Genomic DNA, 15,543 nt, shown 5'->3' with positions numbered 1-15,543 from the left:
AGCCGGTCATGCAGGCCTGCATCAACCGGCTTTGAATTGCTTTTACTTCTCGGATGGATCGGTAATAAAACCGATTTTTGTCAAACCAGACTTGGCGGCAATACTCATGAGCCGGGCGACATGTTCGTAATGCGCCAGCTTATCGGCGCGAATATGCAATTCGGTATTGGGCGCTTGCGCTACTTTTGCGGCAAAGCGCAGCGCCAGTTGTTCCTGCAACACCGGTTCACCATTCCAAAAAAGACTGCCATCGGCGCGAATCGCCAGCTCGACATGTTCAGACTGGGTGATATTGGGATTGCTTTCCGCTTTCGGCAGATCGATTTTGACGGAATGCGTCAGCAGCGGAGCCGTGATGATAAAAATGATCAATAGCACCAGCATGACATCCACCAGCGGCACCACGTTGATTTCCGACATGGGCGCCTGGCGCCCGCTATCCTGCATGCTTCCGAACGCCATGCTTATTGCCCCCTTTCAATCGCGATATCGGCAGTTCCGGGAACCGCCGCCGTAACCGGCGATGGCGATACGGCTTCCGGCGGTTCATTGTTATCGCCGACAGTAATGAGTATGAACAGATCATGCGCGAAAGCTTCCAGACGTGCGAGCCAGATGCGGTTACGGCGGACAAAAGCGTTATAAGCCAGTACCGCCGGTATCGCTACGGCCAACCCCAGCGCGGTCATGATCAGCGCTTCACCGACCGGACCGGCAACTTTGTCCAAGGTGCCTTGACCGGAAAGTCCGATTTGAATAAGCGCGTGATAAATACCCCAGACGGTTCCAAACAAACCGATATAAGGCGCGGCCGAACCGGCGGTTGCGATCAATGTAAGGCCATTTTCAACGCGCGTCGCCTCCTGGTCGATACCGTTGCGCAAGGTCCGTGTCAGAAACTCGCTGGTTCCACCCGCTGCAGCCAGTTTGTGAGAGCTATGGATCTTGGAATCGGCCGCCGCGTCAATGCCCAGTTTGGCAAGCTCAGCAAATGCGTTATCCGGCGCGGCATTTCTGAACTCGACATGCACCGCTTCCAACGAATCGAAGCTCCAGAAGTGTTTTAAAAACGCCTCGGCGCGCCGCTTCGCCATCAGATTGGCGATACTTTTGGTGATGATCAGATACCAGCTCGCCACCGAGAGCGTCAGCAGCAACACCAGCACGCTCATGCCTACGCCGTCAATCTGATCGAGAAAATGAGAAAAACCAAGCCCTTGTTCCATGAATTAATTTCCTTGCAGTACAAAATTAAAGGGTTGTAAGGCAACAGCCCGCACCGGCTGACCGTCACGCAGCGACGGATTGCATTGCCAGCTCTTCACCGCGCTCAGCGCGGCGGCATCAAGCCGCTCATAGCCGCTGCTGTTAAGCACTTTGGCATTATCGATATGTCCGTTTTCATCCAATTCCACACGCAGCACCAGTTTCCCTTCTTCCCCCATGCGCCGGGAAATCGCAGGATATTCGGGCGGCGTTAGTTTGGGGCAGGATACCGACAATTCCGAAGACAGAGCCACCGGTGCTGTCGGCATTTGTTTCGGCGGCGCTTCAACCACGGGCGGAGCACTCACCTGCTCGGTCACCGGCTCCTGCAACGGTTTGGGCGCTGGCTCAGCTTGTTTCTTTTCGGAGACTTTCGGGGATTTCGCTACCAGCTGTTCCTGCTTGGGTTTGACCACCGGCTTTTTTACCGGCTGGAGTTTAACCGGCGCCGGTTCTGGCGATGCTTTAGGCGGCGTAACCGGCGCGGGCGGTGTAATCAATTCGGCAAACAATGTCAGCGCCTGTTCCGGATTTGGAATCAAACGCTGATGCCACAAAAAATAAAATAGCGCGGCATGGACAATGAGTACAAACAACAGCCCAGGTAATGAAATAAGGCGCTGCTGCCGCCCTAAATAGTCAATATTTTTCCGGGATAGTGAATGCATTACAGAATAGACAAATCAGACAAACTTCTTATTTACTTGATCTAAAATACGCCGGACACCGTTGATTTTGATTTTTGACTCACCAGCAACACCCCCTGAAAACCACGCTATGCAGTCATTAAACGCGCATCTATTCGGATTAAGCCAGTCAAATAAACATTTTAACGAAAACGATAATAATTATCAATAACCAACGCTTATATTAAATTCCATTTCAACATACAATGTGATCGATTCCGGGCGATGCATTTGCAGTCATCGCACAGACAGTTTCATTACTTTCATTAATAACCATTAACATGACCTATTCCACTCCCAGTTTCTGGCGCCGCATCGTTTGCCTGATTTATGACTTTCTTCTGATATTGGCTGTTTTGTTTATCGCCAGCTTCATTTTTCATTTTATTTTCACCGATACGCAAGCTGCTTACTTCAAGCCGCTTTTTCAATGCTATTTGTTTGCGATCATGGGCTATTACTTTACCTGGTTCTGGACTCATGGCGGACAAACGCTCGCGATGCAAACCTGGAAAATGCGGCTCGTCACCGCGGAGGGCCGCGGCCTGACAAAAAAACAAGCCATTGCCCGTTACCTGTATTCCTTAACGGGTATATTCATTTTTGTCGTTATCGATTGGGTCTTTCCCATTAATTTTATTTCTTACTATCAGCTCGTACTCATCAGCATTCTTATTTTTGGCTCCGGATTCATTTGGGCATTATTCGATCGCGATCGCCAGTATCTTCATGACCGGTTAGCCGGAACGCGTATTATCCGGTTAGCGCAGTGATTGCCGGACTCAATCACCACTGGCGAGACAATGATAAATTCTCATTTATTTGCATAAATTTATATGCAGAATTTATAATTTAGTTTTTAAAAGAATGTATAATGAATTGATTGTTATCAGTTTAGTTATGCACTTATTTTTACATAAAGTTTAATCCCCGGAACCCGTAAAATAAGCAACCCGACTTTTTCCACATTAAAATACAACCCATGCGTAGCCAAATTATCTCAGCAGCCGCTGCTTTGAAAGTCCTATTCAGAGAATGTGCAATTCAGGCAAACACGCTCATTATCTTAGCCTTAACACTTTGCATTTTTGTCATCGACTTAAATACGCCATTGGGTGTAGCCGCAGCGGTACCGTATGTGCTAGTGGTCTTTGCCAGTCTGTGGGTACCCGGAATCCGTTTTACCTACTTGATTGCCGCTCTCTCATTCACCTTGACCATTGTCGGCATCTATTCATCCCCAGGCATTGTAATGCCAATGAATATCGTGTTGTTTAACCGCGCCTTGTCATTGTTAATCATAGTTTGCTCGGCATTGATGGTCATCAAGATCAAAAAAACAAATATTGACATATCCTCTTTGATGACACAGATCCTGATCGATCCGATAACCGGATACAAAAACAGACAGGCTTTTGAATCCGATCTGGATACTGAAATCCTGCGCTCCAGACGGTACCACCGCAGTTTCTCCGTCGCCATCATCGATCTCGATCTGCTGAAGCTATTTAGCGATAACTACGACTACAAAAACAAGAACGATTCGATAAAACAAATTTCTCACGAAATCAAAACCAATATCAGAATCACCGACCTGTTTTATCGCATTGATATCAATGTATTTGCGATTTTATTTCCGGAAACGGATCTCTGCGAGGCGAAAAAAGTATGCGAATCGGTGCGCAAAAAAGTTTCCGGCAAAATGGATAAAAACACTGAAAATAAAATCATGATCAGCATCGGCATCGCCATGCTGGATGAAACCGATAACAAGTTAAAATTGTGTAAACGCGCGGAAGACGCACTCTTTGCCGCAAAGCGGAATGGCGGAAACCAGGTTTCCACGCTGCCGCAGATCGTCAATAAAGATAAATCGACGGTTCCTGCAATTTTATCGCGCTCGAGATCGACAGATACCGTTTAAGTTTTTTTGCGTGCGCTTTTTACACGCTCGAGCTCGCCAAGCGCGGCGTACCACACATCAATACCCGCTGTTAATACAGTAATAAATGCATTTACTGCTGCATTAAAGAAATTACTGCACATTCTCTTATATAATCCAGCGTATCCGTCAGACACAACGATGCATTTCTGAGATACCCATGAGTTTAATAAACAAGCCGATGGCCAAAAAATCAAACGGCCATTCCTTCTCACCCAGAGTAGCCCGGTTATTGCGGGAATCAGGTTTGCTGATGCTGATGGGCGCCGCGCTTTATTTGGTGCTGATATTTTTCAGTTACGACCGTGGCGATGCCGGTTGGTCGCATAGCGGCGATTTCAATCAAATCCAGAACGCCGGGGGACACGCCGGGGCTTGGCTCGCCGATTTGCTGCTGTACTTATTCGGCGCATCGGCATGGTGGTGGGTGGCATTCTTCCTGTCCGCAATTGCGTGGAGTTACCGCCGCATCGATAGCGCCGGAATTTTTGACCGCCACTCCTTGTTCCTGACCTTGGGCGGGTTTTTCTTACTGCTGGCGGCCAGCAGCGGATTGGAGTCGCTGCGGTTTTATTCCATCAATATTGCCCTGCCGCTGATGCCGGGCGGCATGCTGGGCAACACCATCAGCCATTATCTGTCGCAAATTCTCGGCTTTACCGGCGCGACGCTGACCTTACTGATTCTCATCGCCGTCGGCTTCAGCCAGTTCACCGGGTTGTCCTGGGTACGCTTCGTCGAAAAAATCGGTGAGAGCGTCGAAAATGCGCTGCTGTGGCTAATCAACACGTGGGAAACACGGCAGGATAAACTCGCCGGTATCATTGCCGCGCGAACGCGCGATAAAATCGTCGAGAGCGAAAAAAAACGGGTGGAGAGCACGCCATTACTGCATATCGAACCACCTACGACGGTGATTATTAAATCGCAGCGCATCATCAAAGAAAAACAACCTTCGCTGTTTTCCGATCTGCCCGATTCGCCGCTGCCGCCTTTGCATCTGCTGGACGAACCGGATAAAGATTTTGAGGTGTTGCCCAAAGAAACGCTCGAGTTCACCTCCCGTTTGATCGAACGCAAGCTCAAGGAATTCGGCGTCGATGTCAAAGTGGTTGCCGCTTTCCCCGGCCCGGTAATCACTCGCTATGAAATCGAGCCCGCCGTGGGCGTCAAAGGCAATCAAGTCATCAATTTGATTAAGGATCTGGCGCGCGCTTTGTCTGTCGCCAGTATCCGCGTGGTGGAAACCATTCCGGGAAAAACCAGCATGGGATTGGAAATCCCCAATCCGAAACGGCAAATCGTGCGCTTGCAGGAAATCCTCAGCTCGCAGGTTTACGCCGATTCCCCCTCCCCGCTCACCATCGCGCTGGGTAAGGATATCAGCGGCCGCCCGGTGGTATCCGATCTGGCCAAAATGCCGCACGCCTTGGTCGCGGGAACTACCGGCTCGGGCAAATCGGTTGCGATCAACGCAGTCATTCTCAGCTTGATTTATAAAACCACGCCGGAACAAACCCGGCTGATCCTAATCGATCCGAAAATGCTGGAATTATCGGTGTACGAAGGCATTCCGCATCTGTTGACACCGGTTGTCACCGACATGCGCGAAGCCGCCAGCGCGCTACACTGGTGCGTCGGTGAAATGGAACGGCGTTACAAGCTGATGTCGGCACTCGGTGTGCGTAATCTCAGCGGCTACAATCAAAAAATACGCGATGCGGTTAAAAGCGAAGAACCCGCCGTTAATCCGCTGTTGCCGCCGGGAGAAGAACCGGAATATCTGGATGAGTTGCCGCTCATTGTCGTGGTGATCGACGAATTGGCCGATCTGATGATGGTCGCCGGTAAAAAGGTCGAGCACTTGATCGCCCGGCTGGCGCAAAAAGCGCGCGCCTCCGGCATCCATCTGCTGCTGGCAACACAACGCCCGTCGGTCGATGTGATTACCGGTCTGATCAAAGCCAACATTCCGACCCGCATCGCCTTTCAAGTATCGAGCAAAATCGATTCGCGCACCATTCTCGATCAAATGGGCGCGGAAGCCCTGCTCGGCCAAGGCGATATGCTGTATTTACCGCCGGGCAGCGGTTACCCGCAACGCATACACGGCGCTTTTGTCGCCGACCACGAAGTGCATAAAGTGGTTGAATATCTGAAAGAACATGGCGAACCCAATTACATTGAGGAAATTCTGCAAGCCGGGGATGAAGAAAACGATAGCGGCGATTCATCCGAGCTGAAAAAGCCGCAAGGCGAAACCGATCCGTTGTATGACGAAGCGGTGGCCATCGTCGTCAAAACCCGCCGCGCATCGATTTCCCAGGTACAAAGGAATTTACGCATCGGCTATAATCGCGCCGCCCGTCTTATTGAAGATATGGAGCGCGCCGGTCTGGTCTCATCCATGCAAAGCAACGGCAACCGGGAAGTATTGGCTCCGGCACGCAACGAATGATCGATTACCCAGCCGTCATGCGCTTCGTACAACCATCTCATTTTAGGAATATTATGGCCCGCTCTAGCTGTTTCGTTTTTCTCCTGCTCGTTAGCAGCCTGATACCGCACTGGGCTGAAGCAGCCGCCATCAATAGCTTGAAAAACTTCATCCAGCAAACACGCACGGTGCGCGCAAACTTTTCCCAGACGCTTTACGACAAAAGCGCGCGCGCGGTGCAAGAATCGAAAGGCACGATGCAATTCGAACGCCCGGAAAAATTCCGCTGGACCTATGATAAACCTTACGAGCAATTGATCGTCGGCGATGGCAGCAAAGTGTGGTTTTATGACCGCGATCTGAACCAAGTCACCGAACGGTCATTCAATATCGCCATCGGCAGCAGCCCGGCTGCGCTGTTGGCGGGCAGCAGCGCCATCGAAGACAATTTTGAGCTGGTTGAGCTGGGTGTGCAAAACGAAATGGAATGGCTCGAAGCCATACCGAAAAGCAAGGAAAGCGCATTCGAGTTCATTCAAATGGGTTTTTCTCCAGATGGCGTGCTCAAGATCATGGCATTACGCGATAATTTCGGCCAGACCACCATCCTGTCGTTCTCCGATCTGGACAAAAATCCAACGCTGCCTGCCGATTTATTCCAATTCACACCGCCTGGAAATGCCGACGTTATCCGCGAGTGAAGCCGGTCTGTTTGCACCGAATCAACCTCAAGTACCGCTGGCGGAACAATTACGCCCCAAGCATCTGAACGACATCATCGGGCAAAGCCACCTGCTCGGCGCTGGCAAGCCATTGCGGCTGGCGTTTGAATCGGGCAAACCGCACTCGATGATTTTGTGGGGTCCGCCGGGAACCGGTAAAACCACGCTGGCCCGCATCATGTCGACCGAATTCAATAGCGAGTTCATTGCACTATCCGCCGTGCTGTCCGGCATCAAGGACATCCGCGCCGCCATCGAACAAGCCGAATTGACGTTACAGCAAAGCGGACGGCATACCATCTTGTTTGTCGACGAAGTGCATCGTTTCAACAAATCACAGCAAGATGCTTTCCTGCCGTACGTCGAACAAGGATTGATCACCTTTGTCGGCGCCACCACGGAAAACCCATCGTTCGAGGTCAATAATGCGCTATTGTCACGAGCGCAGGTTTATGTGCTGACCGCCTTGTCGGAAGCGGAGTTATCCCAGCTCCTGGAGCGTGCGCAAAAACTCGCGCTCGGTAACCTGCAATTTTCCGCCGAAGCGCGGCAATTATTGATCGAATTTGCCGATGGCGACGCCCGGCGTCTGTTGAATCTGCTCGAACAAGTCCAAACTGCGGCAGAAACTGGAGCCATCACGCACATCGAAAAGGACATGGTCGTTAATACCTTGTCGCGTAACGCGCGTAACTTCGATAAAGGCGGCGATGCGTTTTACGATCAGATCTCCGCATTGCATAAATCGGTACGCGGATCCTCCCCGGATGCGGCGCTTTACTGGCTGTGCCGCATGCTGGACGGCGGGGCCGATGCGCTGTACATCGGACGGCGGTTGATCCGCATGGCGACGGAAGACATCGGTCTGGCCGATCCGCGCGCCCTGCGCCTGACGCTGGATGCGTGCGAGACTTACGAACGGCTGGGCAGCCCGGAAGGCGAGCTGGCGTTGGCGCAAGCGGCGCTGTATCTCGCCTGCGCACCGAAAAGCAACGCCGCCTATTTGGCTTACAATAAAGCACGCTCACTGGTTGCACACGACAAATCGCGCCGCGTGCCGGTGCATTTGCGCAACGCGCCGACGAAACTGATGAAGGATATCGGCTACGGCGATGCCTACCGCTACGCGCACGATTGCCCGGAAGCCTATGCTGCGGGAGAGAATTATTTTCCGGACGATATGCCCGAAGTCAGTTTTTATCAGCCGACCGCTTACGGCCTGGAACAGAAAATCCGGGAAAAACTGGCTTATTTGCGCAACCTGGATGAGAAAGCCAAGCATAAAATATAGCCATCTGTTTCTATCGATTATTTTTGGAGTTTTTGCATGTTAGAAATTCAACAATTACGCACCGACCTGGACACTGTCACCCGGCAGCTGGCCAAACGCGGTTACGCCTTTCCCGTGGAAGCATTCAATGCCCTGGAAGCTGAGCGGAAAAAAGTCCAGACCGAAACACAGGAACTGCAAGCGCAGCGTAATTCGGCGTCGAAAAAAATCGGCCATGCCAAAAGCAAAGGCGAGGATGTCTCCGCCATCATGGCCGAAGTCGCCAATCTGGGCGATGCGTTGAAGCAAGCGGAAGATCATCTGGAGCAGATTCAACAGCAACTGCAGAAAATCTTGCTGGAAGTCCCGAATCTGCCGCATGACAGCGTGCCGGAAGGCAAAGACGAAACCGGCAACGTGCAAATCCGCCGCTGGGGCGAACCGCGTTCATTTGACTTTGCCATCCAGGATCACGTCAGTGTCGGTGAGGGTTTGGGATTGCTCGATTTTGAAACCGCCGCGAAACTCAGCGGCGCGCGTTTCAGTTTGATGAAAGGTGGACTGGCGCGCTTGCACCGCGCCTTGGCCCAGTTCATGCTGGATACGCACACGCAGGAACACGGCTACACCGAAACCTATGTGCCCTATCTGGTCAACCGCGATAGCTTGCGCGGCACCGGACAGCTACCCAAATTCGAGGAAGATTTGTTTTCCGTTCATGCCGGTGGCGCAAATGCTCCCGGTGAAGCGCCTGCTGCTAGTTTCCATCTTATTCCCACCGCCGAAGTCCCGATCACCAACATGGTGCGCGATGACATCGTACCGCTGCAAGCGCTGCCGCTGAAATTCGTGGCGCATACGCCGTGCTTTCGTTCCGAAGCGGGCAGCTATGGCCGCGATACGCGCGGACTGATCCGCCAGCATCAGTTCGATAAGGTCGAACTGGTGCATATCGTCCATCCCGATCAATCGTATGAAGCGCTGGAGCAACTGGTCGGCCACGCGGAAAAAATTCTGCAAAAACTGGCGCTGCCGTACCGCGTCATGGCCTTGTGCACCGGCGATATGGGTTTCTCGGCGGCAAAAACGTACGACATCGAAGTCTGGCTGCCGGCGCAAAACACCTACCGGGAAATTTCTTCGTGCAGCAATTGCGAAGCATTCCAGGCGCGGCGCATGCAAGCGCGTTTCCGCAATGAAAACGGCAAACCGGCGCTGCTGCACACGTTAAACGGCTCCGGCCTGGCCGTCGGACGCACGCTGGTGGCGGTGCTGGAAAATTATCAGAACGCCGACGGCAGCGTGACTATCCCGGAAGTTTTGCGCCCTTACATGAATGGCCTTGACCAACTCGCAAGTAGCAGAGGACAATGAAATCGGACCTCATCTTTTCACCTTCTTATAGGACACGTCATCATGCACAACGAAAATACCCATGAACCTAACAACACCCCGGGCAGCGACAACGATATCAAAACGTTGGAAGCCGAAGTGCGTGAAGCCATCGCGAACGGCTCGCATATTCAGGAAACGGTGCACCGCTTAACGCTGAAAGCCATGAATGCGAAAAACATCGATCCGGAATCGTTGCGGCGCATCATCACGGCCGTGATGCAAGGGATACATGATGGCGCGGCGCAGCAACTGCAACAAGCAACCAATCAAACCCAGGCGGCTAAATCACAAATCACCGATGCCGTGGCCGGATTGGATTCAGCGCTGGCAAGATTTGCCGAGGCCTCTAAACTAGCCATCGAAGAAGCGGCAGGTCAGGCCAAGAGATTCTCCGATACCGAACTGGCGCGCACCCGTTCCGAACTGGAAAGCCTGGAAAGCCTGTTCGTGGAGACGCTGCATCACACCGCCACCGCAGCACAGGGGCTGATTGCCGATGTACTGCTCGATCTGAGCCACCATGCCAAAAATACCGGCACTAACGTGGGCTCGCAGCTGAAGGAAACCTTAGCCACTTTTGCGCAGCAGATCGCGTCGGTTGGCAATGTACAAGTGGAAACCGGCGCCAGCTTGGCGCAAAAAACCGCCGATCTGGTCAGCAAAGCCGCCAACGGCGTACTGTCGGGAATCAAGGATCAAACCAAAACGGGCAAACCCTGAGCAGGTTAATTTAACTGCGGTCTTCACCGCCGAGCGCATCGACGATATCCGTGATCAGCTGGCTCAGCTCGCCGGTCATGATGGTAAAGTCGCTGACGAATAATTCCTCGGCGCTCTCGGTGGATTCTTTCAAAATATCCTGCGGTGCAATGCGCCGCAGCTGCAAGTTGTCCTGCAATACAAACGAAATTTTGCTATCCCAGGTCATGGCGAGCTTGATCGCCTTTTTCCCGGCGCGAATGTGGCGCGCGGTTTCTTCCGCTTCCAGCACGTGATGGGAATATCTGATGGTTTCCTTTTCATCGCTCATCCCTTGCAGCTCGCAATCGCGATCGATGGTAAAAATCGACGGCAAATCGCCATCGACCGTCAGCCAGCGCGTCATCGCCGATGACGGCGAGATCTTCGTTTCCAGCGGCGCCAGCGTGAATCCTGGCACTGTTTTCACCAGCACTTCGATGAATTCCTCGGCTTTATGGCTGCTGGATGTATCCAGAATCAACCGGTTATTGAGCGCATCGATCCAAGCGTAGGTTTTATGGCGCTGTGCAAAAGCGCGCGGCAGCAGCTCGACGATGGTCGCTTCCTTGATATCGCGCACCTGTTTCTTACCTGCCTTGTAACCCTGCATCTGCTCGATCTGTACGATACGGTTTTTCGCATGCTGGTTGATCACCCCAGCAGGCAATAGCTTTTTCTCCACCCCGAAAGCAATCAACCAATGCTGGCCATAGGCATGCACAAAATTCGGCTGCTCGTCACGCGGCGTCAGCCAGCCGCGGCTTTGCAATTCCATTTGCATGCAGGGCTGCAACGCACGCTGGGAAAGCGCTTCTTCCAGGCTATCCGGGGTTATATTTCCACTGGTAATACGATAAGCTTGTATATTTCTGAACCACATAGTTTTTGTCAGTTAATCGATTGATCTGTTGGGTACTCATCACGGCATGAAAAAAATTTATTCCGCCAATAATCTGATGGAAGCGCAGATAGTACTTGATCTGCTCGAACACGCCTACATTCCGGCGCAAATTTTTAACCAGCACGCGCAAGGCGTCGCCGGAGAAATCCCCTTTACGCACGCCTACCCGGAAGTATGGGTCAAGCGCGACGAAGACTATGCGCGCGGCAAAAACGTGATTGAAACCTACGAAAATACACCGGTAGCGATTGGCAACGTGCAATGCCCATCCTGCGGCGAGGAAAATCCGGCGAATTTTCAGTTATGTTGGAAGTGCGGGGGTGGATTGGAGGTTGCCGGACATCGCCAACCCTGAGCTGATTCTGGCTTTTGATCTCTCGTCACCCGGTTTGCCTTAGCAGCCATTGCCGTCCCTTCAGGGTTAATCGATAACGTTGTGTGGGACTGCGCGGTGAATCGGGTTGCGTGCGCTCAATCCAGCCACCCGCCAATGCCGGATTCAGATAATTTCCCCGGAAAGTCGGGCGATGCATCAGCCCCAAAGCCTGCATCAAATCATTACTGCCAAGTTCGCCACTACTCATTGCCTGGATAAGTTTTGCTACTTGGTCGCTTACTTGGTCGCTTACTTGGTCGGTCTTTTGATGAGTATCGACCGCTTCACTGATAGCAGCAAGTAACTTGTTAAGCATATATTCGACGAAAGGTGTCGCATCCGCTCGCTCATCCGCTGCCGCCAAGGCTTGGTAATAACTTTCTTGATGCTCCCTGACCATTGTCTCCACAGGCAGGTAAGCCAACAAAGCATTCCATTCCCGCAAAATCAAAGTTTGCCACAGCCGCCCCATCCGGCCGTTACCGTCGGCGAAGGGATGAATGAATTCAAACTCATAATGAAAGACACAACCGGCAATCAGCGGATGTTCGGTAGTCGTTGCAAGCCACTCGAGCAGATTAGTCATCAACTTCGGTACCCGATTGGCAGGCGGTGCCATGTGGACCAACTGTTTGCCCTGAAAAATACCGACACCGCCGGAACGGTAGCATCCGATTTCATCCATCAATCCTTGCATCAACAGCTCGTGCGCCGACAACAAATCCCGCTCGGAACCGGCACGCCAACCCTCCATCACCTCATAGGCGGCAAAGGCATTGCGCACCTCCTGAATTTCGCGTGGATGACCCAGCACCTGCTTACCTTCGATTACGGCGGTCACCTGCTCCAGCGTCAGTGTATTGTTCTCGATGGCCAACGAGGCATGAATGGTACGGATACGATTATCCCGCCGCAGCCGCGGCGTCAGGCGCTGCTCGGCCAGCACGGTGTAGCGGCCGATGGTTTCGCTGATCGCAGCAACCAAATTCACGATTGCCGGGGTGATGGTGTAGGGTGGTTGATATTTCATGGAGCATTTCTAACAGTTCGCAAAGTCAGTTGCGACAAATAGCTGCATTTGGCTTTGAAATGTACTTCTATACCATAAACTTTTTTTCCAAATCTTCATCGCTTCGTGAGTGACGGTCGGATTGAAATCGAATTGTGGAAGTTGGTGGGTATGAGTCACGCTTGTACCTCTGGCTCCTTAGATTCGCCGATGCTTTTAAGTAAAGCTGAGTATTGCTCATGATCATTCTTCAGTCTTTTGATGATTTGCTTTGCGGCTTTCTGCATCTCTGGAACTTCAACGGGTGTTGAACCACGCTCAAATATGCCGCACAAGTGGGAATATTCGTTATTGATTCTGTCTGTCAAAACGGCAGGAATCTTTTCTTGATCAAAGAAACGACTCAGCGTTGCTTTTGTCATTCCCTCATCTGGATACTTGTAATAGAGGTAAATCTCAAAGAACTTTCGGGCGTTATTCGCGAAATTATAAAAGGTTGTATAGTTGCTATCATCAATAGAGTCGATTACCGCACACTTAAAAATTTGATGAAACAAGTAATTGAACTCGGTAACATATTCTTTGAGATACTTTGGCATTAGGCGTAAAACAGATCGCCCATGCTGCCTTTCAACAAGAAAATGCTGATATCGCTTCTTTTCTTCTTTTATTTGCTCGGATTGGTACGCTCCTGGCAACCGCTTTAGAAATTTAAGGAAATCCAGATTGTGCGTTGAAATGAACAATTGCGAGTGAGCCTGACGTTCAATAACTTCCTGACTTAAAAGGCTATAAACAAAGAAAATATGATTACTGTCGAGACTGGATATTGGATCATCAATCCAGATAATCGGCTTTGAATCTCGGGTATCGGTATCGTCAAGTTTTGCAAGAAAATAGCAGAATGCCAGCAAACTGCATTCACCTTCGCTCAGATGGTAAGCTTTTTTACCATCCCGGATGACTTCAAACCGAATTCGTTTTGAATCCATTCCAAAGATTCCGTCCTTCTTGGCTTCAAGCGAAAGGAATTGATGTCCGAAGAAGTTGTTCAAATATTCGTTTACCTTCTTTGCGCCTTTTTCCTCGTCGTTCAGTTCTCGCTTCTTTGATGCGATTAGTTCTTCCTTCTGGCGGATATCGCTATCCATACGATTTTTTTCTCGCTCGGCTTCGTTAAATTTGCTTCTGAGGGCTTCAATTGCTGAGAGCTGCTCTTGGTATTGAATGGTTACGAGGTAATCTGAAACTTCCCTTAATCGCAAAGCCTCTTTGGTATTTGCCTGCTCAGTGCTTAATGATGTTGAAAAAACATCGGATTCAATTCGAATCGCTTCATACGAATTCCAGACAGCTACCAGATTGTCAGAAGCATCATCAGGTCTATCAAATAATTTTGGATTCAAAATATCTTCTTTTCTGGTTTTTAGTTGAGCAGTCAAGTCATCCAGAGATATTGCGTACTTGCCAACGGCCTCTCTTAGCTTTTTTTCCAATTCGTCTAGCTTATTGTGGAATTTTGAATAAAAACGAGATTTTTCGATGGATAGTGCAGAGGCTACCCTGCTCTTCTCCATTTCAATTTTGACTAATAGCTCACTAATATTTTTTTCGAGCTGTTCTGACTCTGCATCAAAATGCTTTTCCAGTTCCTTCCAGCGATCCTCAGCAATGGGATTGGCACAGAAAGCGCATCTATCGCGCCTGCCCTTGTGGTGAGTACGGCCTTCATTAACCCAGCGATTAAGAACGGCATCCTTCACTAACTCTTCGAGCTTATCTGTTTCGCTGATTTTCTTGGATAAAAGAGTTTTTGTTTCATTTACCAGACTTGGAAAATTAAGTATCGGTACATGAAAAAACGGGATGGAATCGAGCAATTTTTCGGTAATCAGTTTTTCATATTGAGCCAGTTGCTCATCAGTTGGCAGCTGATAATTAACATCCTGGATTTTCTCGATATCTGCTCTTAGCTTTTGGATATTGTAGTTTTGGTCGCCAAACCGCCCCGACTTGTACTTGATGCCGATCTTTTTATCGGTTGCCTTATCGCTCAATTGTTTTTCAAGTGTATCGGAGGTTTTTTTATGATCTTTCTTTACATTTTCTAAACCTGAGTTCGCTTGTGCTCTCGCGGCATACAAGTATGTCTCTTTTCCTTCTTCCTTTGAGCCGAGTTCACTTTCGAGGATTTCGATTTCCTTCTCAATCTTGTTATTATCATCACCAAGGATGGCGAATGGTTCGATGCTGTCATCGGGGTTAGTGATGAACCGCAGATTGTCACGGACAAAATCTTCATTAAATACTCGGATTGCCTTTCCGTGAGTAGTAAGAGTCGTTTGCGTTGATTGAGTCCCATCGGCAAAGGCTACGCAAAACGAAGGCAGTTCGAATTTGTCGGAAAGTTCTCCGGTTTCCATGGCGCGCAAAATACGCGAAAGAGTTGTTTTGCCGGAATAGTTTCTGCCATAAAAAATATTGATTTCCTTGAAATCAAGGACGTTTCCATCCAAATCGAGTACTTCCTTGTCCCACTCGAATCCTTTGAATACGGCGAGATTGCCAATAGATCTGAATTTCTTGATCATAAGACAGTTTCCGCCAAGTTTTCGTACACTTTGTGTTTCTCGTGGTACATCCTTTCCGTGCCTTCCATGGTTTCCTTAATTGGCAACAGCGGCCTCGGCTGCGGCTAAACCCAATCGCGCTGTTTTTGTCTCTTACTGGAGCACAGTCCGATTAGTCATTTTTTATTCACTCATCGAGCAGTCTTGGTTCACTGCCGGAATCGTCGC

At 50.3% G+C, this 15,543-nt stretch carries 14 protein-coding genes; 8 read left to right on the top strand and 6 right to left on the bottom strand.

The features are described 5' to 3' along the window. Positions 1 to 42 precede the first annotated feature (42 nt). From ABD07_RS05045 to ABD07_RS05035, 3 genes are read right to left on the bottom strand one after another with little or no spacing between them, the layout of a single operon-like run. On the bottom strand, positions 43 to 462 hold the full coding sequence (locus ABD07_RS05045) for an ExbD/TolR family protein (protein ID WP_160817393.1): 420 nt from the start codon (positions 460 to 462) through the stop codon (positions 43 to 45). A 2-nt stretch (positions 463 to 464) separates the two neighbouring features. After that, positions 465 to 1,226 (bottom strand): MotA/TolQ/ExbB proton channel family protein, encoded by a 762-nt coding sequence (locus tag ABD07_RS05040; RefSeq protein ID WP_160817392.1) that lies wholly within the window; start codon positions 1,224 to 1,226, stop codon positions 465 to 467. 3 nt (positions 1,227 to 1,229) lie between these two features. After that, positions 1,230 to 1,934 carry an energy transducer TonB gene (locus ABD07_RS05035; RefSeq protein ID WP_160817391.1) on the bottom strand — a complete coding sequence of 235 codons (705 nt, stop codon included), beginning with the start codon at positions 1,932 to 1,934 and terminating at the stop codon, positions 1,230 to 1,232. Positions 1,935 to 2,233: 299 nt separating this feature from the next. On the opposite strand from ABD07_RS05035, the gene ABD07_RS05030 reads away from it, so the two are divergent. The 7 genes from ABD07_RS05030 to ABD07_RS05000 all read left to right on the top strand — a co-directional run bounded on the left by ABD07_RS05030 (position 2,234) and on the right by ABD07_RS05000 (position 10,438). Next, positions 2,234 to 2,725: an RDD family protein gene (locus ABD07_RS05030; RefSeq protein WP_160817390.1), complete on the top strand. Its 492-nt coding sequence runs from the start codon at positions 2,234 to 2,236 to the stop codon at positions 2,723 to 2,725. A 242-nt stretch (positions 2,726 to 2,967) separates the two neighbouring features. Continuing rightward, on the top strand, positions 2,968 to 3,876 hold the full coding sequence (locus ABD07_RS05025; RefSeq protein WP_240142416.1) for a GGDEF domain-containing protein: 909 nt from the start codon (positions 2,968 to 2,970) through the stop codon (positions 3,874 to 3,876). A gap of 178 nt (positions 3,877 to 4,054) precedes the next feature. Beyond that, positions 4,055 to 6,352 (top strand): DNA translocase FtsK, encoded by a 2,298-nt coding sequence (locus ABD07_RS05020; RefSeq protein WP_160817388.1) that lies wholly within the window; start codon positions 4,055 to 4,057, stop codon positions 6,350 to 6,352. Between the two features lie 53 nt (positions 6,353 to 6,405). After that, entirely contained in the window at positions 6,406 to 7,032 is a 627-nt protein-coding gene (lolA, locus tag ABD07_RS05015) for an outer membrane lipoprotein periplasmic chaperone LolA (RefSeq protein WP_160817387.1), read from the top strand. Then, the gene (locus tag ABD07_RS05010) at positions 7,010 to 8,344 is read left to right on the top strand and encodes a replication-associated recombination protein A (RefSeq protein ID WP_160817386.1); all 1,335 of its coding nucleotides are present in this window, start codon (positions 7,010 to 7,012) and stop codon (positions 8,342 to 8,344) included. The genes lolA and ABD07_RS05010 overlap by 23 nt, the downstream gene beginning before the upstream one ends. Before the next feature lie 36 nt (positions 8,345 to 8,380). Continuing rightward, positions 8,381 to 9,697 (top strand): serine--tRNA ligase, encoded by a 1,317-nt coding sequence (serS, locus tag ABD07_RS05005; RefSeq protein ID WP_160817385.1) that lies wholly within the window; start codon positions 8,381 to 8,383, stop codon positions 9,695 to 9,697. 42 nt (positions 9,698 to 9,739) lie between these two features. Then, positions 9,740 to 10,438 (top strand): DUF6781 family protein, encoded by a 699-nt coding sequence (locus ABD07_RS05000; protein WP_160817384.1) that lies wholly within the window; start codon positions 9,740 to 9,742, stop codon positions 10,436 to 10,438. Between the two features lie 10 nt (positions 10,439 to 10,448). On the opposite strand, the gene ABD07_RS04995 is transcribed toward ABD07_RS05000, so the two are convergent. Beyond that, complete coding sequence (locus ABD07_RS04995; RefSeq protein ID WP_108697322.1) at positions 10,449 to 11,339, bottom strand: recombination-associated protein RdgC; 891 nt, start codon at positions 11,337 to 11,339, stop codon at positions 10,449 to 10,451. A 46-nt stretch (positions 11,340 to 11,385) separates the two neighbouring features. On the opposite strand from ABD07_RS04995, the gene ABD07_RS04990 reads away from it, so the two are divergent. Continuing rightward, positions 11,386 to 11,715 (top strand): putative signal transducing protein, encoded by a 330-nt coding sequence (locus tag ABD07_RS04990; protein ID WP_108697321.1) that lies wholly within the window; start codon positions 11,386 to 11,388, stop codon positions 11,713 to 11,715. A gap of 25 nt (positions 11,716 to 11,740) precedes the next feature. Here the strand turns inward: ABD07_RS04990 and ABD07_RS04985 are convergent, their stop codons facing one another. Both ABD07_RS04985 and ABD07_RS04980 read right to left on the bottom strand, forming a co-directional pair. Further along, the gene (locus ABD07_RS04985; RefSeq protein WP_160817383.1) at positions 11,741 to 12,766 is read right to left on the bottom strand and encodes a Fic family protein; all 1,026 of its coding nucleotides are present in this window, start codon (positions 12,764 to 12,766) and stop codon (positions 11,741 to 11,743) included. A 155-nt stretch (positions 12,767 to 12,921) separates the two neighbouring features. After that, positions 12,922 to 15,336, bottom strand: a complete 2,415-nt coding sequence (locus tag ABD07_RS04980; protein ID WP_160817382.1) for an AAA family ATPase — start codon at positions 15,334 to 15,336, stop codon at positions 12,922 to 12,924. Positions 15,337 to 15,543: the final 207 nt, after the last annotated feature.

Source organism: Nitrosomonas oligotropha, assembly GCF_009833085.1.
GTDB classification, from domain to species: Bacteria; Pseudomonadota; Gammaproteobacteria; order Burkholderiales; family Nitrosomonadaceae; genus Nitrosomonas; species Nitrosomonas oligotropha.
Note: the sequence above shows the minus strand (reverse complement) of the source record. Positions and strands in the feature narration are given on the sequence as shown.